Source organism: Marinobacter iranensis (assembly GCF_029207565.1).
Taxonomy (GTDB): Bacteria; Pseudomonadota; Gammaproteobacteria; order Pseudomonadales; family Oleiphilaceae; genus Marinobacter; species Marinobacter iranensis.
In genome coordinates this window covers 300,008-321,300 of record NZ_JANCMW010000001.1, presented here as the reverse complement: position 1 = coordinate 321,300, position 21,293 = coordinate 300,008, and the positions used below count along the sequence as shown (strand labels likewise).

The window sequence follows — 21,293 nt, the reverse complement described above, 5'->3', positions numbered from 1 at the left end:
AGACATCCCCGGGAAGCCCTCCGCACCACCCTCGCAGACTTTGACGATAGTCTTCTCAAAAAGTAGGTCGGATTAGGCCCAACGGGCCGTAATCCGACAACCCAGCCAACGTATAAATCGAATTCATCGCAGCACAATCCGACAAAACCTGCCTGTCTGATTACGCTGCGCTAATCCGACCTACCTGCTAATCCTTAACCCGATACTCCGCAGACCGGGCATGCGCCGTAAGCCCCTCACCCCGGGCCAGAACCGACGCCACTCTGCCCATCCGGTCCGCACCCGCGGCAGAAAACCCGATAATGGATGACCGCTTCTGGAAGTCATAAACCCCCAGCGGCGACGAAAACCGCGCAGTACCAGAAGTCGGCAACACGTGGTTCGGCCCGGCACAATAGTCACCCAGCGCCTCGGCCGTGAAGCGGCCCATAAAGATTGCACCTGCGTGGCGGATTTCTTCCACCAGGCTCTCCGGGTCTTCCACCGAAAGCTCCAAATGCTCGGGCGCAATGCGGTTGGAAACCAGAGCAGCTTCGGACAGATTCGCCACGTGAATCAGTGCAGCCCGGTCGGTCATGGACGTGGCGATAATATCGGCGCGTTCCATGGTGGGCAGCAGTTTGCTGATGCTGGCTTCCACCGCATCCAGAAAATCCGCGTCCGGGCTGATCAGAATAGACTGGGCCTGCTCGTCATGCTCCGCCTGGGAGAACAGGTCCATTGCAATCCAGTCCGGATCGGTTTTGCCGTCACAGATCACCAGAATCTCGGATGGACCGGCGATCATGTCGATGCCTACGGTGCCAAACACTTCCCGCTTGGCGGTGGCCACAAAAATATTGCCGGGGCCAACGATCTTATCAACCGCAGGAATGGTTTCCGTGCCATAAGCCAGCGCGCCCACCGCCTGGGCACCGCCCACACAGAAGACGCGATCCACTCCGGCAATCGCCGCAGCGGCCAGAACCATATCGTTCACCACACCATCCGGCGTGGGAACCACCATGATCACCTCGCCTACTCCCGCCACCTTTGCCGGAATGGCGTTCATCAGCACAGATGACGGATAAGCCGCCTTGCCACCAGGCACATACAGCCCTGCCCGATCCAACGGCGTCACCTTCTGCCCCAGTACCGTGCCGTCTTCGTCCTCGTACTGCCAGGACTTCTGATTCTGGCGCTCGTGATAATCACGAACCCGCTCAGCGGCTTTCTCAAGTGCAATACGCTGATCCTGGGGAATCGCCGTCAGAGCCTTCTGCAAGCGGTCCTGCCCCATCTCCAGCTCGGCAACAGAGCCAACCTTCAACCGGTCAAACTTCTCGGTAAATTCCAGAACCGCTGCATCACCGCGAGTTTTTACCTGATGCAGTATATGACGAACCGATTCATTCACCTGATGATCAACACTGTCATCCCACGCCAGCAGCTTGGCCAGCGCGCTGTCGAAGTCACTTTGGGAGGCGTTCAATCGTCTGATGCTGATATCCGTCATTTCGTCTTTCCTGCTTTGCGGGATTCTCCCCACGGTTTGAAAGTCACTTGCTTGAAGGCACGGCAAAGGCTCCGGGGACGGCTCAGGAAGGGCTTTCCAAAACTGTACGGAGCCATGGATGGCGGAGTCCAAGCGTCACATGGATGTGCCGAAGGAGCGTGTTTTGGAAAGCCCTTCCTGAGCCGTTCTTACTCCGAAGCCCGCCTTTTCTCGACGGCAACCGCCATTTTCTCAATTATGGGATTAATGCCTTCGTGTTTCATCTTCATGGACGCACGATTCACAACCAGGCGGCTACTGATGTGCTCAATGAGCTCGCGCGGCTCAAGACCGTTTGCTTTCAGGGTGTTGCCCGTATCCACTATGTCGACGATTTCATCGGCCAGACCGAGAATTGGTGCAAGCTCCATAGCGCCGTAAAGCTTAATGATGTCAGCCTGTCGCCCCTGAGCGGAGTAGTAACGACGCGCTAAGTTCACAAACTTGGTCGCTACACGCAGGCGACCTTCTGGAGCAGCGGTATTTTTCTTACCGGCCGTCATCAACCGACACCGGGAAATATTCAGATCCAGCGGCTCATAAAGCCCCTCACCGCCATGCTCCATCAGCACGTCCTTGCCGGTCACGCCCAGGTCCGCCCCGCCATATTGAACATAGGTGGGCACATCCGTTGCGCGAAGAATCAGCACCCGCACGTTCGGATCGGTAGTGGGAAACACCAGTTTACGGGACTTTTTTACATCGTCGACCAGCTCGATACCCGCTTCTTTCAACAGCGGCAGGGTCTCGTCGAGGATTCGCCCCTTCGACAGTGCGATGGTGATGGAGTCGGTCATGCGTCCTTCCGGTTCAATGTGTTCAGGCTGGCAGGCGGCGGATACTGGCGCCCAGCAGCTGCAATTTCTCTTCGATACACTCGTAACCACGGTCGATGTGGTAGATGCGATCGACGATGGTATCGCCATCCGCCACCAGCCCGGCAATGACCAGGCTCGCGGACGCCCGCAAGTCCGTCGCCATAACCGGGGCGCCGGTGAGGTGGTCCACGCCCTTGATGATGGCTGCGTTGCCCTCAAGGGTGATGTCCGCGCCCATGCGGATCAGTTCCTGCAAGTGCATGAAACGGTTTTCGAAGACCGTTTCCACGATGGTGCCGGTCCCCTCGGACACAGCATTCATTGCTGCAAACTGGGCCTGCATGTCGGTCGGGAACGCCGGGTACGGCGCCGTGCGCAGGCTGACCGCCTTTGGTTGGTTCCCTTTCATGTCCAGGGAAATCCAGTCCTTGCCGGTATCGATGTGGGCACCCGCCTCTTCCAGCTTCAGCAGGACGGCTTCCAACAAGTCTTCACGAGTGTCCTTGAGCTTTACCCGGCCGCGGCTTGCTGCCGCAGCAACCAGATAGGTGCCGGTTTCAACCCGGTCCGGAAGGACATCGTAGTGACAGCCGTGCAGCCGCTCAACGCCGTTGATCTCAATGGTCGCGGAGCCATGGCCCTTGATGTCGGCGCCCATGGCGATCAGGCATTCGGCGAGATCCACCACTTCCGGTTCCCGTGCGGCGTTCTCAAGGATGGTTTTACCATCCGCAAGCGCCGCCGCCATCATCAGGTTCTCGGTACCGGTGACAGTAACCGTATCCAGGAAGATGTGAGCCCCTTTCAGGCGACCGTTGGTTTTCGCCTTGATATAGCCGTTCTCGACCTTGATCTCGGCGCCCATCATTTCCAGGCCGTGAATGTGCAGGTTCACCGGCCGGCTGCCGATGGCGCAACCACCGGGCAGTGACACTTCTGCTTCGCCAAAGTGTGCTACCAGCGGCCCGAGCACCAGGATCGAGGCGCGCATGGTCTTCACCAGCTCGTAGGGCGCATGGAATTGCTTGATGGTATTGGCGTGAACCTCGACGCTCATTTTCTCATCGATCATCAGTTCCACGCCCATGCGGCCAAGCAGCTCGATCATGGTGGTGATGTCGTTCAGGTGCGGCAGGTTGCCTACGGTCACCGGTTCGTCCGCCAGCAATGTGGCGGCGAGAATCGGGAGCGCAGCGTTCTTGGCACCGGAAATCCGGATTTCGCCGTCGAGAGGCTTGCGGCCCCTGATCAGAAGTTTATCCACAATTGTGTCCTGTAGTTTGCGGGCTTATCAGCCCTGGCGCGCAGCCCATTCAGCCGGGGTAAAGGCCTTGGGGTGCAGGGCGTGAATGGTGCCATCGACAATGTGCTGGAAAAGCGCCTTGTTGATCAGTTGCTGCCGTTTGATGGTGGGCAGCCCTTCAAAAACATCACCCACCACAACAACGAGATAATGATTACCGTCGATCTGCACTTCAACTTCGCAGCCAGGCAGTGCCTCTTTGACCAACTCGGCGACTTCGGTGGCTTCCATAAAAAATCCTCGGGCGTTTTCGAATCAGGGGCGAGATTGTAACCAATTATGGCATTCGGGTCAGCTTTGGTGCAGGTTTTCGGGCAATGACTGTGAGCAAAAACCCGACAACTGCCGGTCAAGGCCACTCAGCGCCGCCAGTGATACCAGCCGATCGCCAACGCCGGTAAAGCGGAGGGTCTGGCTGCGACTGTCCGCAAGACGCTGCCAGCAAAGCAAAAGAGAGAGCACCACGCTGTGGGCGGTGCCCATGGCGGACAGATCTACAACCAGGTCCGCCTCGCTGTCCAGGATAAGCTTTTCGCCCTCCCGTCTCACAGTAGCCACTGTCAACGGGTCAACGCTGCCGCTGACAGAGAGGGTATCGCCGTCCAGGGTCACAGAGGCCGGGCACCCAGTCATGAGTTGTCGACTTCGCCTTCAAGGTTCAGGGACTCAACCGCATCGCCCCAACTGTCAATCACGGCCTGGACCTTGCCGCCGTTCTTTTCCATTTCCTGGCTGAAACGGTCACGGAACGCCAAGCCTATATTCACACCTTCGACGATCACGTTCTCCATCATCCAGCGCCCCTCCTCCGTTTTGTACATGGAGTAGGTCACCGGATATCGATTACCGGAGGCACTGATGACTTCCATACGCACGGAGGCGCGCTCATCATCGTTCGGGTTGATAACCGCGTCTTTTACCTCAATGGTGAAATCGTCAGCGCTGACCAGGGCCTGGGCATAGCTGTCGAAGAGGCTGCGCTTGAACTTTTCCACGAACTCATCCCGCTGCTCGGGCGACGTCTGCCGCGCATAGCGGCCCATGACCCGGGCCGCTATGCGGCGGAAGTCCACGAAGTTTTTCAACTCCTCGTCCATGCTCCGATAAAAAGCCTGTGGATTTTCCTCGTACAGACCCTTTTCCTCGTGAAGCTTGTCGACAAGGCGCTGGGTGTTTTCGTCAACGTATTCGCGTAGATCTTCCTCCGAGCTGGCGTGGGCGGGAGCTGCCAGCACCGTCATTAGCAATGCAACGAACAGCAGGCTGTGTCTGATCAGAACCATGGTTGTCTCCTGTAAACCACTTTCTTCATTGTGACTGCCCGGAGGCAAAGTTGGATATGAGCCGCTCAAGATTCATGGCTGACTGCGTGGAGTAAAAGGTGTCCCCGTCCTTCAGGGACTCCATATCGCCACCCACGGAAATATCAATGTACTGTTCACCGAGCAGGCCGGATGTACGTATTACTGCGGAGCTGTCCGCCGGGATATTGTCGACACTGGCATTGACGTCAATGACCACCCGGGCCTGATAGGTTTCCCTGTTGAGGGAAATTTCCCGGATCTTGCCCACGGTCACCCCCGCCATCGACACCTTTGCCCGCGGTGTCAGCCCGCCAGCATCGTTGAAATTGGCATAGAGCGTGTAGGAGCTCTCCGGCGCTTTCGGTGTCAACCCGCTGACCTGCAACGCCAGGAACATCAAGGCGGCAATGCCGGCGATCATGAAAAGCCCCACAATGACTTCTGTTGTTCTCTGTGCCATTCCGGCCCCCTGCTTCCTGTTGTTTCAGTATACCGCGATCAGAAATCACCAAACATGACGGCGGTGAGCACAAAATCCAGCCCGAGCACGGCCAGCGACGAATACACCACCGTTTTGGTGGTCGCAGAACTGATGCCGGCCGAGGTGGGCACACAGTCATAACCCTGGTAGACCGCAATCCAGGTACAGACAAACCCGAAGACGATGCTCTTGATCACGCCATTCATCACGTCACTGGCAAAGCTGACCGATGACTGCATGTTGCCCCAGAACGAACCTTCGAAGACGCCGAGCCATTCAACGCCCACCAGCATGCCACCCCAGATACCCACCACCGAAAAAACCGCCGCCAGTATGGGCACGGAAATAAAGCCGGCCCAGAGCCTGGGAGCAATGACCCGGCGAAGCGGATCAACGCCCATCATCTCCATGCTGGAGAGCTGTTCGGTGGTTTTCATCAGCCCTATTTCAGCGGTCAGCGCTGAACCGGCCCGGCCGGCAAATAACAAGGCGGTCACCACGGGCCCCAGCTCACGCACCAGGGTCAATGCAATCATCTGGCCGATGGCAGCTTCAGAACCGTAATCGCTGAGAATAGTGTAGCCCTGCAGCCCCAGCACCATGCCTATAAACAGGCCTGAGACCACGATAATGGCCAGGGACAACACACCAACCGAGTACAGTTGCTTCAGCAGCAGTGGAAAGCCCACAGAGGGTTTTGGCACGCCGCCCAGGGCACCAGCCAGGAAACGCCCGGAGCGCCCCAGCGACGCAATAACATCAAGCCCTGAGCGGCCAAATGCCGCCAGCCTTTCAGCCAGCCAGTTCATCGGCGCTCCCTCCCAGACAAACCCCAGTCCTGCCCCGCTTCCGCCGCCGGGTAATGGAACGGTACCGGGCCATCGGGATGGCCACGCAGGAACTGCTGGACCCGATCCGAGGGATGCGCCCTCAGCTCCTCCGGAGTACCGTCACCAATAATTTGACCGTCCGCCACGATGCAGGCGTAGTGGCAGATGCTGAGGGATTCCGGCACGTCGTGGGAGACGAGCACACTGGTCAATCCCATGGAGCTGTTGAGGTCCCGGATCAACTTGACCAGCACACCCATGGCAATCGGGTCCTGGCCAGCGAAGGGCTCGTCGTACATGATCAGTTCCGGGTCCAGTGCAATACTGCGGGCCAGGGCCACCCGCCGGGTCATGCCGCCGGAGAGCTCCGCGGGCATCAGGTCACGGGCACCCCGCAGGCCAACCGCTTCCAGTTTCATCAGAACGATGTCCCGGATCATGTCTTCCGGCAAAGCGGTATGGACCCGCAGTGGAAACGCCACGTTCTCGAACACGCTGAGATCGGTAAACAGGGCGCCACTCTGGAACAACATCCCCATTTTCTCCCGCAGGCGATAGAGGGCCTTGCGCCTGAGCTGCGGCACATTCTCGCCGGCTACGGTTATGGTGCCGGAGTCCGGTTTCAACTGGCCACCGATCAGCCGCAGCAACGTAGTCTTGCCGGTGCCGCTCGGCCCCATGATGGCCGTAATCCTGCCACGGGGAATGTCCAGGCTCACCCCATCAAAAATACGGCGGTTTCCGCGGGTGAAAACCACGTCTCTCAATTCGATGTAGGGGGATGCGTCCATACCTGCTTCCAATAAACCGCCCGGCCTTTAATGAGTGCGCTACATTATGCCAACCTGCCGTGAACCTCAATCCATCCTTTACAAAATGAACTGATGTCAATGATCAGTTTTACTGAACGTCTTGTCAGGAAGGGCAGCCAAAGCCATTGAAGTGATATACTCTCGCCACGATGAAAAGCATTAACATTTCGGACCCGGAAGCCAGATGAACACCGAGACGAGTCATAAGTTCAGAGAATCCGCCCTGCGGGCCATCGAGATCGAGCGCGAAGCCATTCACGCGCTGACTGACAGGATCGATGACCGGTTTGTCCGGGCCTGCGAAGTTATCATGGCCTGCAAGGGCCGCGTTGTGGTGACCGGTATGGGCAAGTCAGGCCATATCGGCAACAAGATTGCCGCCACCCTGGCCAGCACCGGCACACCCTCGTTCTTTGTACACCCGGGCGAAGCCAGCCACGGCGACCTGGGCATGATCACCAGCCAGGATGTGGTACTGGGCATCTCCAACAGCGGCAACACCAGCGAAGTGCTGACCATTCTGCCGCTGATCAAGCGCATGGGGGCCCCGTTGATCAGTATGACTGGCAACGAGAACTCCATCCTGGCGCGGGAAGCCGTTGCCAACCTGGATATCAGTGTTGCGCTGGAGGCCTGCCCCCTCGGGCTGGCCCCCACCTCCAGCACCACGGCCACCCTGGTAATGGGAGATGCCCTGGCCGTTGCACTGCTTGAAGCCCGCGGCTTCAGTACCGAAGACTTTGCGCTTTCACACCCCGGTGGCAGCCTGGGCCGCAGACTGCTGCTGCGTGTGACCGACATTATGCACACAGGAGACCGGATTCCCCGCGTTCAGGAGGACGTCACCCTCAGCGGCGCCCTGCTGGAAATCTCCCGCAAGGGCCTGGGCATGACCACCGTGATCAATGCCAACGGCGACCTGGTCGGCGTGTTCACGGACGGTGACCTTCGTCGCACCCTGGACCGCTCCGTTGACATACACAACACTCCTATCGCCGAGGTGATGACACGCAACGGGCGGGTTATCCACGATGACCAGCTGGCGGCGGAAGCCCTGAATATGATGGAAGAGTTGAAGATCAATGCCCTGCCGGTCATTGACCGGGACGGCAAGCTCACCGGCGCCATCAACATGCATGACCTGTTGCGGGCAGGAGTGATCTGATGGCAGAGAATCTGCGGCCACAATGGCCGGCGGACCTGATTGAGAAAGCCGCTGTGGTGCGCCTGCTGGCACTGGATGTCGACGGCATCATGACGGACGGCACGCTGCTGTTCAGTGCCTCGGGCGATGAAATGAAAGGCTTCAATATCCTCGACGGCCTGGGCATCAAACAGGTCATGGCGGCCGGCATTGAGGTCGCCGTCATTACCGGGCGCCGATCGCCACTGACAGAAAAGCGCATGAATGACCTGGGCATCCCGCACTTGATGCAGGGTCGCGAAGACAAGAAGGTTGCCCTGAGGGAACTGGTGGGGCAACTGAACATCACCCCGCACCAGATTGCCTACATGGGCGACGACCTGCCGGACCTGCCCGCTATTCGCTACGCCGGGCTGGGCATTACCGTGCCCAATGGCTACTGGCTGGTGCGTCAGCATGCGGATTTCTGTACCACGGCGGCCGGCGGCAGCGGCGCCGTCCGGGAAGCCTGCGAGTTGCTGCTGTGTGCCTGCGGACAACTCAACGCCAGCCTGCAACCCTACCTGGAGCAGGACTGATGGCCAGCGCCGCCTTCCATACCCGGCCCTGGTTCCGGACCCTGGCGCTGGCTGGCACGATAGTGGCACTGTTTTTCCTGCTCTGGCAAAGTGACGAACGATCGGAGCCAGTGGATGCAGCGGCGTTAAGAGGAGAATCCGAACCAGACGGCTTCGTCGTCAACGGCCGTTATCTCTCCTTCAACGAAACCGGGCGGCTCACAACCCGCTTCCAGAGCCCGCGAATTGAACAGTTTGACGCCCGCAGCCTAACCCTTATGGAATCGCCCATGGCCACACTCTATGGTGAATCCGGTACCGCACCCTGGCACGTCCAGGCCAACGAGGGTCGGTTCCTCGAGGATGAGAACCTTGTCCATCTGACAGGTGATGTACGGATAACCCGGGAATCGGAAGACGGTCGCCCACTGGTGCTGACCACGTCGGTGCTGACACTGGATAACTCAGAGCGTACGGTTTATACAGAGGCACCGGTTGAACTGACCGACGCGTTCAGCATGACCCGCGCAACCGGCATGAAGGCCTGGATTGATGACCGAATTCTTCAACTCGACTCGCAAGTGGAAGGACGCTATGAGCCTGGCAAATAAATTCATCTCCCGCCCCGAGAGCAGGTGCCGTCGGCCCGTTGCGGCGCTTCCGGCAATAGCGGTGCTTTTCCTGGTATTGGGCACTTCGCCCGCCACCGGGTTTGATCTGGAGTCGGACGAGCCTATCCGGGTCAATGCCGACAGCGCCAGGCTTGATGATGGCCAGGGCATAGCAACCTACACCGGGTCCGTGAAAATGACCCAGGGTGACGCCAATCTGATGGCCGACAAGGTTGTGCTTTATCGAGACGAAAATGGTGTCAGCCGTATTGAAGCCACCGGCACCCCGGCCCGCTATCGGCAACCGGCCATGGAAGGCCAGGGGGAAACCGATGCCCGCGCCCTGAGTATTACCTGGTCTGCGTCCGACAATCGGGTCACTTTCGAGCGCGAGGCCGTGATCGAACAGGGCGGCAACCTGTTCCGGGGCGACGTTATCCACTACGACAGCGCCGAACGCGTCGTCACCGCTGAAGGCTCCGCCGACCAGGGTGAAGGCAGCGGCCGCGTCGAAATGGTGATACAGCCACGCAGCAACCCAGACAACAACTCCGACAGACAGGATACCGATGGCAGTTCTCAGGGCCAGTAACCTGGCAAAAAGCTACAAGCAGAAGAAAGTCGTCATCGATGTTTCGCTGGAAATCCGCAGCGGCGAGATTGTCGGGCTGCTGGGCCCCAATGGCGCCGGCAAAACCACCTGCTTCTACATGATTGTTGGCCTGGTGCCCGCTGACAATGGCCGCATCACCATCGACAATCAGGACATCACACCCCTGCCCATGCATGGCCGGGCCCGCAAAGGCATCGGTTACCTGCCCCAGGAAGCCTCGGTGTTCCGCAAACTGACGGTGCGTGACAACATCATGGCCATCCTGGAGACCCGCCGCGAACTCAAGCGCGGCGACCGGGACGCCAAACTTGAAGAGCTACTGGCAGAGTTCCACATCACCCACATCCGTGACAGTGTCGGCATGGCGCTGTCTGGTGGTGAGCGCCGGCGGGTGGAAATCGCCCGGGCACTGGCGATGGAACCCGCCTTTATCCTGCTGGATGAGCCTTTTGCCGGGGTCGACCCGATTTCGGTGAGCGATATCAAGCAGATTATCCGCCACCTGCGGGACAAGGGCATAGGCGTGCTGATCACCGACCACAACGTGCGGGAAACCCTCGATATCTGTGAGAACGCCTACATTGTCAGCGGCGGTCACATCATTGCCTCTGGAAACTCGGACGATATACTGGCCAACCAGCAGGTCAAGGAAGTGTATCTGGGCAATGAGTTTCGCCTGTAGTACACTCGGCAAAGAACTTGCTTGGCACGGCAAGTAGCCAGCATACAAAGACTTTTTGTGCAACCCCAACTCCCGAGAGAGACCGAGTGACGGATCCTGAACCATGGTTATGAAAGCCTCATTACAGTTAAAGCTGGGTCAAAGCCTGACCATGACGCCCCAGCTGCAACAGGCTATCAGGCTTCTACAGCTCTCCACTCTGGACCTCCAGCAAGAAATCCAGCAGGCACTGGAATCCAACCCGATGCTGGAAACCTCGGAAGACGACGACAACCAGAATCCGGAATCGACGGACAGTGAAAACGAGGCTGCGGAAACGGCGTCAGCCGAAGAGGCCAACACCGCTTCTGAATCCTCACCGGATTGGGATGAATCTGAAAACGGACCGGACTGGTCGTCGGAAACCGACAGCCCGGACACCATCCCCGATGACCTGCCCGTGGACACAGCCTGGGACGACATCTACCAGTCCGCTCCCGCTTCCGCTGCCCGCAACGACGACGAAAACGACAACGACTTCGAAACCCGCAACTCCCCCACGGAAACCCTACAGGACCACCTGGAATGGCAACTGAACCTGACGCCCATGAGCGAGCGGGACCAGGCCATTGCCCATGCCCTGCTGGATGCGGTTGATAACCATGGCTACCTGACCTCCCCGCTCGAGGAAATCCATTCAGGGATGGTTGAGGAGTCCGATGAAGACCCCCTGGAACTGGATGAGGTGGAAGCAGTACTGCATCGCCTGCAACACTTCGATCCGCCCGGTGTTTTTGCCCGGAACCTGCAGGAGTGCCTGCTGATCCAGTTGAACCAGCTGCCCCCCGACACGCCCTGGCTGGCCCAGGCGCGGCTGGTGATCACCCATTATATAAATCTGCTCGGCAACCGGGATTACGCCCAGCTACTGCGCCGCAGCCGCCTTAAGGAAGATCAGCTGCGGGATGTACTGGCTCTGATTACCGGGCTGAACCCGCGCCCCGGCGACACGCTGGACCAGGCCGAACCGGACTACGTGATCCCTGATGTGATCGTTCGCAAGCACAATGAGCGCTGGCGAGTGGAACTGAATCCTGAAATTGCACCGCGCATTCGCGTCAATGCGAGCTATGCTTCTCTTATAAAGCGTGCGGATAGCAGTGCCGACAATACCTACCTGCGGGATCAACTGCAGGAGGCGAAGTGGTTCATCAAGAGCCTGCAAAGCCGCAACGAAACCCTGCTCAAGGTGGCCACGCGTATTGTCGAGCATCAGCAAGGATTCCTGGACCATGGCGAGGAATACATGAAGCCACTGATCCTTTCGGACATTGCCCAGGCTGTGGAGATGCACGAGTCGACCATTTCCCGGGTGACCACCCAAAAGTACATGCATACGCCCCGGGGCATATTCGAGCTTAAGTATTTTTTCTCAAGCCATGTCAGTACCGACGAGGGTGGGGAGTGCTCCTCCACTGCAATCCGCGCCATGATCAAGAAGCTGATTGCAACGGAAACTCCGAAAAAGCCATTGAGCGATAGCAAAATTGCAGCCATGCTAGGAGAACAGGGTATCAAGGTGGCGAGACGAACCGTGGCCAAGTACCGTGAGGCAATGCACGTTCCTCCCTCTAACGAGAGGAAGCGACTGGTCTAGAAACATCCGAAAAACAGGAGACGCCTATGCAACTCAATATTTCAGGCCATCACGTAGAACTGACTCCCGCACTGAAGGATTATGTATCCGGAAAATTTGAAAAGCTTGAGCGGCACTTTGACCATATCAGCAATTGCCAGGTTACCCTTGAGGTGGAAAAAGTGCGCCAGATGGCGGAAGCTACGCTTCACGTGATAGGTGGTGAGATTCACGCAAAGGCCGAAAACAGCGATATGTACGCTGCCATTGATGCATTGGTAGACAAGCTGGACAGGCAGATCCTGAAGCACAAGGAAAAGAACGTAGACCGGATGCATGGGAACGGCGCCCGCTAGGACACCACCTCCCTGCATGACAGTTAATCGAGCTGCGGCACTGCTAACCAGCCTAACTGGCTAAAGAGTGCCGCAGCCTTTTTTTACGGAACTGCAGTCGATTCATGACCGACACATCCCTGACTATCGAGAACATTCTCGCGCCGGAGCTGACCCTTTGCCGGGTGCCTGCTTCCAGTAAAAAGCGGGTTATGGAAACCATTGCCGAGCAGATCCAGCAACACGACACGGCGCTCAGCGATACCCAGATTTTCAACAACCTGGTTGCCCGGGAGCGGCTGGGGAGCACTGGAATCGGACAGGGAATCGCTATCCCCCACTGCCGTCTGGAAGGGCTGGATCACGTTGTGGGTGTATTGCTGACTCTGGACGAAGGTGTTGCGTTTGACGCCATCGACAACCAGCCGGTGGATCTTGTGTTCACACTCATTGTCCCCAAAGAGGCAACCAGCGAACATCTTGAGCTTTTGAGCCAGCTTGCCGAGAAGTTTAACGAGCGCGCATTCTGCGATCAGTTGCGTCAATGCACCGATGCAGACTCTCTCTATCGCCGGATGACAGCCAAGGCGAGCTGAACAACTCCACATCCGAGGTTAACGGGCTATGAAACTGATCATCGTCAGCGGCCGATCAGGTTCCGGGAAAAGTACGGCGCTGCATGTGCTGGAAGACCTGGGCTATTATTGCATCGATAACCTGCCCATCGGCCTGCTGTTCCCCCTCACACAGGAAGCAACCAGCCAGAACTCGCCTGGCCGTCTGCGCAAGATGGCGGTCAGCATTGACGCTCGCAACCTCTCCGGCGAACTCAGCAATTTCGAGGACATTTACCGCAGCCTGCAGGACACCGGTGTGACCATCGAGATCATCTATCTTGACGCCGATGAACAATCCCTTTTGCAGCGATTCCACGCCACGCGACGCAAGCATCCGCTGAGTGACGACAAGACCTCACTGCGCGAGGCTATCGGTAACGAGAAAAAGTTACTGGAACCCCTTTCCAAACTGGCGGACCTCTACATCGACACCACTGGCCTGTCCATGTACGAGCTGAGGGACATGGTGAAACAGCGTGTGGCGGGCAGGCGCGACCAGGAACTGGCGTTGCTGTTCCAGTCATTCGGCTTCAAGCATGGGGTCCCGCTGGATTCCGACTATGTGTTTGATGTGCGTTGCCTGCCCAATCCGTACTGGGATACCAGCCTCCGGCAATTCGTGGGAACCGATCAGCCCGTCATCGATTTTCTGGAGAAGGAGCCCCTGAGCCGGAAAATGGTGGAAGACCTGACCCGGTTCCTGGAAAGCTGGCTGCCTTCGTTTGCAGACAGTAATCGCAGCTACATGACCATTTCCATCGGCTGCACCGGCGGCCAGCATCGCTCGGTTTACATGTGTGATCAGTTGGGCCGATATTTCTCGGGCAAATACAGTAATGTGCAGGTTCGCCACACCGAACTGCCCCACCTGCAGAGCCGGGAAAGCTGAACCGTTTATGATTCGCCGCCCCATTACCATCATCAACAAACTCGGGCTCCATGCCCGGGCAGCCGCCAAACTGGTTGCAAAGGCCTCCGAATTCGAGAGCAGCGTCCAGATCAGTCGTAACGGGCGCCAGGTGGACGCCAAAAGCATCATGCCGGTGATGATGCTGGCCGCCAGCCAGGGCACAGAGGTGGAGTTGATTGTGGACGGGCCGGACGAATCCGAGGCTATCGACGGGCTGGTAGCGCTGATCAACGATTACTTCGGGGAAGGCGAATAGCAGCCAGCGCAGAACGAGAGCTTGTCTACGGCATTCACCTACAACTCTTTCTCACCTGTGCCACCTAACTCCGCTATAATACGGGGGTTTTCTGACTGTGGGTGATCCATGACCGATATTCTGGAGAAAAGCCAGGCTCGCCAACGCCTTCGCTCGCTGAGCGAAGCGCTTGACAGTGGCGCCCTGAAACAGGTTGCCCGCATTCTCAATGGCGGCCTGAGCCCCAGCGATATCGCCCACCTGCTGGAATCATCACCACCCCGCCAGCGGGCGCTGTTGTGGAATCTGGTCGATAAACAGCTGGAAGGCGAAGTCCTCCAGTACCTCAACGATGATATTCGCGGCTACTTCCTGAGCCAGCTGAACGCCCAGGAACTCGCCGATATCATCGAGGATTTCGAGTCGGACGACCTGGCCGACTTACTGCAACAGCTGCCGGATACGGTGATTCAGGAAGTCCTGGACACCATGGACGAGCAGGACCGCCAGCGTGTAGAGGAAGTCCTTTCCTACCCGGAAGACACCGCCGGCGGCCTGATGAACACGGACACCATCACGGTGCGCCCGGACATCAGCATCGACGTGGTTCTGCGCTACCTGCGCCGACATCGTAACCTGCCCCCGATGACGGACAGCCTGATTGTGGTGAGCCGGCGCGACGAATTCATCGGCATGTTGCCAATCACCAAGATGCTTGTGTCAAACCCGGCCGCCACGGTGCGGGAAGTGATGGACACGGACATCGAGCCGATACCGGTTACGCTGTCTGACACCAAGGTAGCAACCCTGTTCGAGCGCTACGACCTTATCTCCGCACCGGTGGTCAGCGAAGAGGGCAAGCTTCTCGGCCGTATCACCATCGATGACGTGGTTGACGTTATCCGTGAGGACGCCGACCACTCCCTCATGAGCATGGCCGGCCTTGACGAGGACGAGGATACCTTCGCGCCCATTTTCAAGACCACCCGGCGCAGGGCTGTGTGGCTGGGCATTAACCTGCTCACCGCCTTTACCGCCTCTGCCGTGATTGGCCTGTTTGAAGCCACCATCGAGAAAGTGGTGGCACTGGCCGTATTGATGCCTATTGTGGCCTCTATGGGCGGCATCGCCGGCAGCCAGACCCTGACTCTGGTCATCCGCGGCATGGCCGTGGGACAAATCAGCGGTGCCAACGTGGGCTGGCTGCTGAACCGTGAATTTATTGCCGGCGCCCTCAACGGATTGCTCTGGGCCGTGGTGGTTGCCTCCGCAGCAACTCTCTGGTTCAAGGACATCATGATTGGCGCCATTATTGCGGCAGCGCTGATCATCAACCTGATTGCCGCTGCGCTGGTGGGCACCGTGTTGCCCCTGTTCCTGAAATCCCGCAACATTGATCCGGCGCTGGCTGGTAGCGTTATACTGACCACCGTAACCGATGTGGTCGGGTTTATGGCGTTTCTCGGCCTGGCTACGATATTTTATGGCTGACAGGGGCGTCGGATTACGCCTTCGGCTAATCCGGACCTACGAGGCCTTATCGATGTCCCGGTGTCGGATTACGCCTTCGGCTAATCCGACCTACGGGGCTTAATCGATGTCCTGGTGTCGGATTACGCGTCGCTAATCCGACCTACGGGCGGGACACTTAACTTAATGTAGGTCGGATTAGCGAAGCGTAATCCGACAAAACAGGCACTTCATGAACGACACTCAAGACGACTCCCCGGAATACCTGGGCCCCAGCAAATCCCAGCTCAAGCGGGAAATGCACCAGCTGCAGGACCTCGGCAAGCGCATGCTCGACCTGAGCAACGACCAGCTCAATACCCTGCCCATCAGCGATACCCTGCGGGCGGCCATCGAGGAGTCCCGCCGCATTCGCCAGAACGAGGCCCGCCGCCGTCACCTGCAGTACATCGGCAAGATTATCCGCCAGGAGGATGATCCGGAGGGCCTGACCCGGGCCATTGACGCGTTCGATGCCGGAAGTGAAGAGCATACACGCCGCCATCACCTGGCGGAGCGCTGGCGCGACCGGATGATTGAAGAAGGCGATTCAGCCGTGGGCGAGTTTCTGGATTACTGCGCGACAGCCGATATCCAGCATCTGCGCAATCTCGCCCGCAACGCCCGCAGGGACGTGCAGAACGAAAAGAATACCGGCCAGCCAAGAAAGCTGTTCCGTTATCTGAGGGAATGCATCGACGATGCGGAATCCGCCGGCAACTAGAGTCTCCGGTGTTCCCAGACGGGCATCCGGGTGCGGATATCGCGGAGCCGCTCCGGATCCAGCTCTGAGGTGACCACTCCCGGCCCCTCACCGATCTCCGATAACACGCGTCCCCAGGGATCCACGATCATACTGTGGCCGTAAGTATGGCGGCGCTCACTGTTCTGACCGCCCTGCCCCGCTGCCACTATCCAGAACTGATTCTCAATAGCCCTGGCCCGCAATAGCGCATGCCAATGGGCATCGCCGGTGTTCCATGTAAATGCACTGGGCAGTGATACCCATTCGGCATCCTGCTCCCGCAATTTACGGAACAATTCAGGGAAGCGAAGATCGTAGCAGATAGCCAATCCGAGCCGGCCGGCAGGCGTGTCAATCACAACCACATCCTCTCCGGGTTCGAAGGTGTCCGATTCCCGGTATTGGCCCTGTGCGTCCTCAACCATGGCGTCAAACAAATGAATCTTGTCATAGCGGGCCACTTCCTCACCCTGACTGTTATAGACAAGACAACAGGCCCTGACACGATCTGTCACGGTGGAGCCGTCCGGTCGTGAGGCAATTGGTAGCGAACCGCCGACAATCCAGATACCCAGTTCGGCAGATTGCTCAGCCAGAAAACGACGTATTAGGTTGTCAGGCTCGGCCTCGCGACGGCCACAACCAATCATCTGCCTGGTTGCCAGAACGGCGAAATTTTCTGGCAACACCGCCATGCTGGCTCCGGATGCTGCCGCCTCTGCAAGCAAACGGCCGGCTTCCCTGAGGTTAGTGGCGATATCGTGGGTGCTTACCATCTGAATTGCCGCAACCCTGCTAGCCTGCCTGTTCACTGCCTGATGTGCTTGCGCTGACATTCAATGACCTCCGGGTAAAATCGTTACTGGCCGGTATCAAATACCCGCCTGAGCCGAACATCCGGTTCGTCCCAGCTCCCAGTTACACTATAGGTTGCACTGGTCAGTTTACTCAATGGGTCACCCAACACTTTATCGAGGACAAAAAGCGCACCGCCAATCGGGGCACCCGCCCCCATCAGTAAAGCGGCCAGGGGCAGGTTCTGGGTCAGCGGCAGCACCACCACCATCCTCATGTCGAGGGTTTCCTCAATCATGTTGGAGGTGCCTGTCAGCTTGAAGGCTCCGGAAGGGCCAACCACCTGCAGTTCCGGATCCAGCGTCAGCAGGCCGTTGATCATGCTGGCCTTGCCGGAAATGGCATCGAAGGCAACGCCAGCCTCGTACAGGTCCGAGAAATCCAGTTTCAGGCGGCGCCAGAGAGTATCGGCGTTGAGCAGGTTGAATACCCGAAATAACTGTGCGGTGTTGTTGCCCTCGAGAATAACGCCATCGTCAAAGCGCACACTGACTGAGCCACTCAGGCCCGACACGTCAAACTCATCCGGGCGTCCGGGCCAATCGATATCGAGCTCAATCGCTGTACTTTTGCTGCGAAAGGGAATCTCAGTGCCAAACAGGGTTCCCAGATCCGCCAGGGACTCGCCGTTAATATTGCCAGCAAATCGGGTGGTTTCGCCCCCGGCGGCAATGCGCCAGGTCAGCTCTCCATTCAGGGTCAGCGATTTCAGGGTTCCGACAATGTCCTGTACCTGTAGCCGGGTGGCTCCCGGCCTCAGTTTGAAGGACCATGTACCTGCTTCATCACCACCCAGATTGAGATTCGCGATCCGGACATCAATATCCGGCCAGCTATCCATTTCCAGTTCCCGCAACGCATGGACCGGCTGTTCGGGATCCTGTGACGGAGGCGTGGCCTCTGCCGCATCATCTCCCCTGGACAACTTCAGGCGTTCCAGCTCAACGCTGACGGGCCGTTGTTCGTCCGCAGGCCAGACGACACGCCCTGACGCCCATTCAGACTCTGTCGTCACCAACCACTCGCCATCACCTTGCCGCGCAGAAGCTGTAATATTGGTCAGTTGGTGATCACCAAGGAGCATCTCGTTCAGGGTCAGATCCACCATTCCCGGCTGCCAGGTCAGATCCAGGTTGAGACGTTCCTGCCAGTCGACCGACATATCGACACCAGTGTCTTGCCGGGGGGTTACCGTCACCTCCAGCGGCGTTTCGTCCGCAGCCTTTTTGGCCAAAGGCTCCGGCCAGTCAACCTCAAGCCCTGAAAGGTCCGAATAGAGTGTAACTGCGGAGGCTGTGTCTGGAGATACGTTGAGGGTTGCCTGGTAGCCAATCTCACCACTGAGTCCCAGGTCCGTACCCTCCGGCAGCGCGGTTTTTCCAAGGAGTTCACGAATTCCGAGGCGGCCGGATTGACGGATATTGAGCGATTGACCCTCTTCCCCTCTGCGCAGCAATACCGTCACCGGTGAGCCTATAAACCGGGCTCGCAGGGGACCATTGGAGAAACCCTCCTCGCTACTGAAACTCAACTCTCCGTTCAACTGGGTCCACTGAAGGTCGGCCGCTGGATAACCCAGGGTGCCGGAGTCGGCCCTGACAGTTGCGTTGATATCCGGTGGCGTATCGGAAACCAGGTGCAGGCCAAGGCCAAGATCCAGGTGGAAGTCACCCTCCAGCGTGATATTGCGACCAGCCTCTCCAGCCAGTTCGCCCAGGGGGCTATTGTTCATCCAATAATCCAGCCTGTCACCGGGAACCGGCGCCGAGGCGTCGACATACACCATAATGTCTTCACCCTGCGGTTCAACCCTCACCTCGCCCGGCTCGAGCTCAAGCCCACCAGTGCGCCCCGAGGCCAGATCAACCCGGGTATGGCCGTTCTGTACGTGAACCTCCCCACTGGCGTCAGTGACTTCCGGCCATCGCTCGTCATAGCGCACCGTTGCATCCTGGAACCGGTAAACCATTGAGGACACAAAAGACCCTTCTGGCGCGTCGCGGTTGATCTGGCCATGACCGTAGTACTCACCACTGGTGATGTCCGCTTCGGTGATCGCCGTTGTCAGCCAGTCGTAGAGGCCCGGGTCAACAACCTTCACTGGCACAAAGTCCGCGAGCATGCTGGCCTTGCCGTCACGCACGCCCACTTTCAGCCCAAGGTTATCCTCGCCATCCCGATCCATCCTCAGGTCGAACGCGCCGTTCAGTTGGGTATTGTCGCCATAGGTCATGCGGATATCATTCGCGAAGACCCGGGTTATCTCCCCCTCAAAACGCCAGGCCACACCAGCCTTTAGGTTACGGAAATCCCAGGAACCACGGAACAGATCGGGGAACCCCAGGGTTACTTTATTGCTGCGTGCCTCTACGAAGCCGCCGTCGTTGTCAATGGTCAACGTGCCGCCGAAGCCAGACACTCCCGGCGCACCGCCGTAGGCCCTGACTCCAACGTTGTTCAACTCGGCAGCAAGTTCAAAATTTCCACTATCGCCGGGCGGAAGGTTAAGTACCATCTGATCAAGCTGGCCGGTGGGGCGATAATTTTCCAGGGCCCTTGCAGCCCTGTCTGGCAACAGGCCGATGCTTGTAATCAGCCGGCGCAGAGGTTGCAGTGGGAGCTCGTCGGCAATCAGCCTGGGGCCGTCCTCACGGTGGCTGAACCGGATACTGAACGGCGACACCTGATCGCCGTTCCATGTCCACTCCAGCTCCTGGAGATGGAACTCTCCGGTGGTGTACCAGGGTTGCACTGGCGCCTCCGGGCCAGCTTCCCCCATGTCATCATGCCGGCGCCAACCAAATCTCGCCCTGATATCTTCAATGGGTGCCAGGGATTCATTGCCAACACCGAGCTGAAGATAAGGTGTTTCCACGTTACCGCTGACCTGTTCCATGCGGCCGTCCCGGAAGGTCATCCAGACCTGGCCACCGAGATCAAACCCCTCGGCCCGTATATTCCGCCAGGTGTACTCTTCAGCGAGCCCGTCAAACAAACGGCCGGAATTGATATCGGCATAGACCTGGCCGGTAAAATCACCGCGGAAAAAGTGCCGGCCAACCAGCCCGAAGCTGGCCAACTGTTCTGTAGTACCCGGGCGCATGGCACGGCCTGAGGCATGGAAGAGCCCCCGCCGGTAGACCAGGTCCAACTGGGGGATCTCCACATGTCGTAACTGGCCATTGTTGTCCCGTATGCCAAGATCCAGGCGGGTAATCTTCACGAAAGGGTCTGAAAGCCATTTCCCGGCGATATCCAGCCAGAGTTCCAGGTCGTTCGCTACCGGGTCGGGGATATCAACGCCCTCAACAGTCACTTCTCCTCTTGGTGTCTGGTTGATGGTCAGTTCAAGCCCGTTCGCCTCGAAGTCCGCAAACACAATACGAAAACGCATCAGCGATGCGAGAAAATCAAGTCCTACCCGAACACTCTGCAACGAACCGGCAACATCCCCACTGTCTTCTTCCGACAGCACCACGATGTCGCGGGCTACAATGGTAGGGTCCAGCCAGTTCCAACTGGATGAGAGGGCGCCAATGGTGACGGGCTGGCCGAGTTCAGACGATAGCCGTTGCTCGATCCGGGCACGATAGTCGTTGATATTCTGGGTGACCTGCCGCCCCACCCCGGCATAGAGCGCCAGCAAGACAATGACGATCAGCAACAGCCACCAGATCAGGCTGGCAACGCCTGATAACAGTCGCACAAACAGATGTTTTGGTGTTTGATCAGCCACACTGGATGCCATCAGGTGAAATCGCCCTGCCTAACCACCGATACCCA

The 21,293-nt window shown here is 58.2% G+C and carries 23 protein-coding genes; 12 read left to right on the top strand and 11 right to left on the bottom strand.

Annotated elements, in window-relative coordinates:
- Window positions 1–187 precede the first annotated feature (187 nt).
- The 9 genes from hisD to NLU14_RS01530 all read right to left on the bottom strand — a co-directional run bounded on the left by hisD (window position 188) and on the right by NLU14_RS01530 (window position 7,061).
- Window positions 188–1,495, bottom strand: coding sequence for a histidinol dehydrogenase (gene hisD / locus NLU14_RS01570; protein ID WP_275704396.1), 1,308 nt, complete (start codon window positions 1,493–1,495; stop codon window positions 188–190).
- Window positions 1,496–1,683: 188 nt separating this feature from the next.
- Window positions 1,684–2,331 (bottom strand): ATP phosphoribosyltransferase, encoded by a 648-nt coding sequence (hisG, locus tag NLU14_RS01565; RefSeq protein WP_275704395.1) that lies wholly within the window; start codon window positions 2,329–2,331, stop codon window positions 1,684–1,686.
- Window positions 2,332–2,353: 22 nt separating this feature from the next.
- Entirely contained in the window at window positions 2,354–3,616 is a 1,263-nt protein-coding gene (gene murA, locus NLU14_RS01560) for a UDP-N-acetylglucosamine 1-carboxyvinyltransferase (protein ID WP_275704394.1), read from the bottom strand.
- 27 nt (window positions 3,617–3,643) lie between these two features.
- Window positions 3,644–3,886, bottom strand: coding sequence for a BolA family protein (locus tag NLU14_RS01555; RefSeq protein ID WP_275704393.1), 243 nt, complete (start codon window positions 3,884–3,886; stop codon window positions 3,644–3,646).
- A 60-nt stretch (window positions 3,887–3,946) separates the two neighbouring features.
- Window positions 3,947–4,288: an STAS domain-containing protein gene (locus tag NLU14_RS01550; RefSeq protein ID WP_275704392.1), complete on the bottom strand. Its 342-nt coding sequence runs from the start codon at window positions 4,286–4,288 to the stop codon at window positions 3,947–3,949.
- Window positions 4,285–4,938 carry an MlaC/ttg2D family ABC transporter substrate-binding protein gene (locus NLU14_RS01545; protein ID WP_275704391.1) on the bottom strand — a complete coding sequence of 218 codons (654 nt, stop codon included), beginning with the start codon at window positions 4,936–4,938 and terminating at the stop codon, window positions 4,285–4,287. The genes NLU14_RS01550 and NLU14_RS01545 overlap by 4 nt, the downstream gene beginning before the upstream one ends.
- A gap of 25 nt (window positions 4,939–4,963) precedes the next feature.
- A complete protein-coding gene (gene mlaD / locus NLU14_RS01540; RefSeq protein ID WP_275704390.1) occupies window positions 4,964–5,419 on the bottom strand; it encodes an outer membrane lipid asymmetry maintenance protein MlaD in 456 nt (151 codons plus the stop codon).
- Window positions 5,420–5,457: 38 nt separating this feature from the next.
- Window positions 5,458–6,249, bottom strand: a complete 792-nt coding sequence (mlaE, locus tag NLU14_RS01535; RefSeq protein ID WP_275704389.1) for a lipid asymmetry maintenance ABC transporter permease subunit MlaE — start codon at window positions 6,247–6,249, stop codon at window positions 5,458–5,460.
- Window positions 6,246–7,061 carry an ATP-binding cassette domain-containing protein gene (locus NLU14_RS01530; protein WP_275704388.1) on the bottom strand — a complete coding sequence of 272 codons (816 nt, stop codon included), beginning with the start codon at window positions 7,059–7,061 and terminating at the stop codon, window positions 6,246–6,248. The genes mlaE and NLU14_RS01530 overlap by 4 nt, the downstream gene beginning before the upstream one ends.
- Window positions 7,062–7,266: 205 nt before the next feature.
- Between NLU14_RS01530 and NLU14_RS01525 the strand changes: the two genes are divergently transcribed.
- From NLU14_RS01525 to yjgA, 12 genes are all read left to right on the top strand, one after another.
- Window positions 7,267–8,247, top strand: coding sequence for a KpsF/GutQ family sugar-phosphate isomerase (locus tag NLU14_RS01525; protein WP_275704387.1), 981 nt, complete (start codon window positions 7,267–7,269; stop codon window positions 8,245–8,247).
- Complete coding sequence (locus NLU14_RS01520; protein WP_275704386.1) at window positions 8,247–8,804, top strand: KdsC family phosphatase; 558 nt, start codon at window positions 8,247–8,249, stop codon at window positions 8,802–8,804. Before NLU14_RS01525 ends, NLU14_RS01520 begins: the two co-directional genes overlap by 1 nt.
- A complete protein-coding gene (gene lptC, locus NLU14_RS01515) occupies window positions 8,804–9,394 on the top strand; it encodes an LPS export ABC transporter periplasmic protein LptC (RefSeq protein WP_275704385.1) in 591 nt (196 codons plus the stop codon). The genes NLU14_RS01520 and lptC overlap by 1 nt, the downstream gene beginning before the upstream one ends.
- The gene (gene lptA / locus NLU14_RS01510) at window positions 9,378–9,986 is read left to right on the top strand and encodes a lipopolysaccharide transport periplasmic protein LptA (RefSeq protein ID WP_275704384.1); all 609 of its coding nucleotides are present in this window, start codon (window positions 9,378–9,380) and stop codon (window positions 9,984–9,986) included. Before lptC ends, lptA begins: the two co-directional genes overlap by 17 nt.
- Entirely contained in the window at window positions 9,964–10,689 is a 726-nt protein-coding gene (lptB, locus tag NLU14_RS01505) for an LPS export ABC transporter ATP-binding protein (protein ID WP_275704383.1), read from the top strand. Before lptA ends, lptB begins: the two co-directional genes overlap by 23 nt.
- A 109-nt stretch (window positions 10,690–10,798) precedes the next feature.
- Window positions 10,799–12,325 carry an RNA polymerase factor sigma-54 gene (locus NLU14_RS01500; protein WP_275704727.1) on the top strand — a complete coding sequence of 509 codons (1,527 nt, stop codon included), beginning with the start codon at window positions 10,799–10,801 and terminating at the stop codon, window positions 12,323–12,325.
- 26 nt (window positions 12,326–12,351) lie between these two features.
- A complete protein-coding gene (gene hpf / locus NLU14_RS01495) occupies window positions 12,352–12,660 on the top strand; it encodes a ribosome hibernation promoting factor (RefSeq protein WP_007155319.1) in 309 nt (102 codons plus the stop codon).
- A 104-nt stretch (window positions 12,661–12,764) separates the two neighbouring features.
- Window positions 12,765–13,235: a PTS IIA-like nitrogen regulatory protein PtsN gene (ptsN, locus tag NLU14_RS01490; protein WP_275704382.1), complete on the top strand. Its 471-nt coding sequence runs from the start codon at window positions 12,765–12,767 to the stop codon at window positions 13,233–13,235.
- A 28-nt stretch (window positions 13,236–13,263) separates the two neighbouring features.
- Window positions 13,264–14,145, top strand: coding sequence for an RNase adapter RapZ (gene rapZ, locus NLU14_RS01485; RefSeq protein ID WP_275704381.1), 882 nt, complete (start codon window positions 13,264–13,266; stop codon window positions 14,143–14,145).
- Window positions 14,146–14,152: 7 nt separating this feature from the next.
- The gene (locus NLU14_RS01480) at window positions 14,153–14,422 is read left to right on the top strand and encodes an HPr family phosphocarrier protein (RefSeq protein WP_275704380.1); all 270 of its coding nucleotides are present in this window, start codon (window positions 14,153–14,155) and stop codon (window positions 14,420–14,422) included.
- Between the two features lie 108 nt (window positions 14,423–14,530).
- Window positions 14,531–15,892 carry a magnesium transporter gene (gene mgtE / locus NLU14_RS01475; RefSeq protein ID WP_275704379.1) on the top strand — a complete coding sequence of 454 codons (1,362 nt, stop codon included), beginning with the start codon at window positions 14,531–14,533 and terminating at the stop codon, window positions 15,890–15,892.
- Window positions 15,893–16,103: 211 nt separating this feature from the next.
- Window positions 16,104–16,634, top strand: a complete 531-nt coding sequence (yjgA, locus tag NLU14_RS01470; protein WP_275704378.1) for a ribosome biogenesis factor YjgA — start codon at window positions 16,104–16,106, stop codon at window positions 16,632–16,634.
- Here the strand turns inward: yjgA and NLU14_RS01465 are convergent.
- The gene (locus NLU14_RS01465; RefSeq protein ID WP_275704377.1) at window positions 16,631–17,491 is read right to left on the bottom strand and encodes a carbon-nitrogen hydrolase family protein; all 861 of its coding nucleotides are present in this window, start codon (window positions 17,489–17,491) and stop codon (window positions 16,631–16,633) included. The two genes, yjgA and NLU14_RS01465, sit on opposite strands and share 4 nt — an antisense overlap.
- A 23-nt stretch (window positions 17,492–17,514) precedes the next feature.
- On the bottom strand, window positions 17,515–21,258 hold the full coding sequence (locus NLU14_RS01460) for a YhdP family phospholipid transporter (RefSeq protein WP_275704376.1): 3,744 nt from the start codon (window positions 21,256–21,258) through the stop codon (window positions 17,515–17,517).
- Between the last annotated feature and the right edge of the window lie 35 nt (window positions 21,259–21,293).

Excerpts from the sequence above, each read along its gene's own strand:
- hisD (WP_275704396.1), bottom strand. The coding sequence starts at position 1,495 with ATGACGGATATCAGCATCAGACGATTGAACGCCTCCCAAAGTGACTTC.
- hisG (WP_275704395.1), bottom strand. The coding sequence starts at position 2,331 with ATGACCGACTCCATCACCATCGCACTGTCGAAGGGGCGAATCCTCGAC.
- NLU14_RS01555 (WP_275704393.1), bottom strand. The coding sequence starts at position 3,886 with ATGGAAGCCACCGAAGTCGCCGAGTTGGTCAAAGAGGCACTGCCTGGC.
- NLU14_RS01550 (WP_275704392.1), bottom strand. The coding sequence starts at position 4,288 with ATGACTGGGTGCCCGGCCTCTGTGACCCTGGACGGCGATACCCTCTCT.
- NLU14_RS01545 (WP_275704391.1), bottom strand. The coding sequence starts at position 4,938 with ATGGTTCTGATCAGACACAGCCTGCTGTTCGTTGCATTGCTAATGACG.
- mlaD (WP_275704390.1), bottom strand. The coding sequence starts at position 5,419 with ATGGCACAGAGAACAACAGAAGTCATTGTGGGGCTTTTCATGATCGCC.
- mlaE (WP_275704389.1), bottom strand. The coding sequence starts at position 6,249 with ATGAACTGGCTGGCTGAAAGGCTGGCGGCATTTGGCCGCTCAGGGCTT.
- NLU14_RS01530 (WP_275704388.1), bottom strand. The coding sequence starts at position 7,061 with ATGGACGCATCCCCCTACATCGAATTGAGAGACGTGGTTTTCACCCGC.
- NLU14_RS01525 (WP_275704387.1), top strand. The coding sequence starts at position 7,267 with ATGAACACCGAGACGAGTCATAAGTTCAGAGAATCCGCCCTGCGGGCC.
- NLU14_RS01520 (WP_275704386.1), top strand. The coding sequence starts at position 8,247 with ATGGCAGAGAATCTGCGGCCACAATGGCCGGCGGACCTGATTGAGAAA.
- lptC (WP_275704385.1), top strand. The coding sequence starts at position 8,804 with ATGGCCAGCGCCGCCTTCCATACCCGGCCCTGGTTCCGGACCCTGGCG.
- lptA (WP_275704384.1), top strand. The coding sequence starts at position 9,378 with ATGAGCCTGGCAAATAAATTCATCTCCCGCCCCGAGAGCAGGTGCCGT.
- lptB (WP_275704383.1), top strand. The coding sequence starts at position 9,964 with ATGGCAGTTCTCAGGGCCAGTAACCTGGCAAAAAGCTACAAGCAGAAG.
- NLU14_RS01500 (WP_275704727.1), top strand. The coding sequence starts at position 10,799 with ATGAAAGCCTCATTACAGTTAAAGCTGGGTCAAAGCCTGACCATGACG.
- hpf (WP_007155319.1), top strand. The coding sequence starts at position 12,352 with ATGCAACTCAATATTTCAGGCCATCACGTAGAACTGACTCCCGCACTG.
- ptsN (WP_275704382.1), top strand. The coding sequence starts at position 12,765 with ATGACCGACACATCCCTGACTATCGAGAACATTCTCGCGCCGGAGCTG.
- rapZ (WP_275704381.1), top strand. The coding sequence starts at position 13,264 with ATGAAACTGATCATCGTCAGCGGCCGATCAGGTTCCGGGAAAAGTACG.
- NLU14_RS01480 (WP_275704380.1), top strand. The coding sequence starts at position 14,153 with ATGATTCGCCGCCCCATTACCATCATCAACAAACTCGGGCTCCATGCC.
- mgtE (WP_275704379.1), top strand. The coding sequence starts at position 14,531 with ATGACCGATATTCTGGAGAAAAGCCAGGCTCGCCAACGCCTTCGCTCG.
- yjgA (WP_275704378.1), top strand. The coding sequence starts at position 16,104 with ATGAACGACACTCAAGACGACTCCCCGGAATACCTGGGCCCCAGCAAA.
- NLU14_RS01465 (WP_275704377.1), bottom strand. The coding sequence starts at position 17,491 with ATGTCAGCGCAAGCACATCAGGCAGTGAACAGGCAGGCTAGCAGGGTT.
- NLU14_RS01460 (WP_275704376.1), bottom strand. The coding sequence starts at position 21,258 with ATGGCATCCAGTGTGGCTGATCAAACACCAAAACATCTGTTTGTGCGA.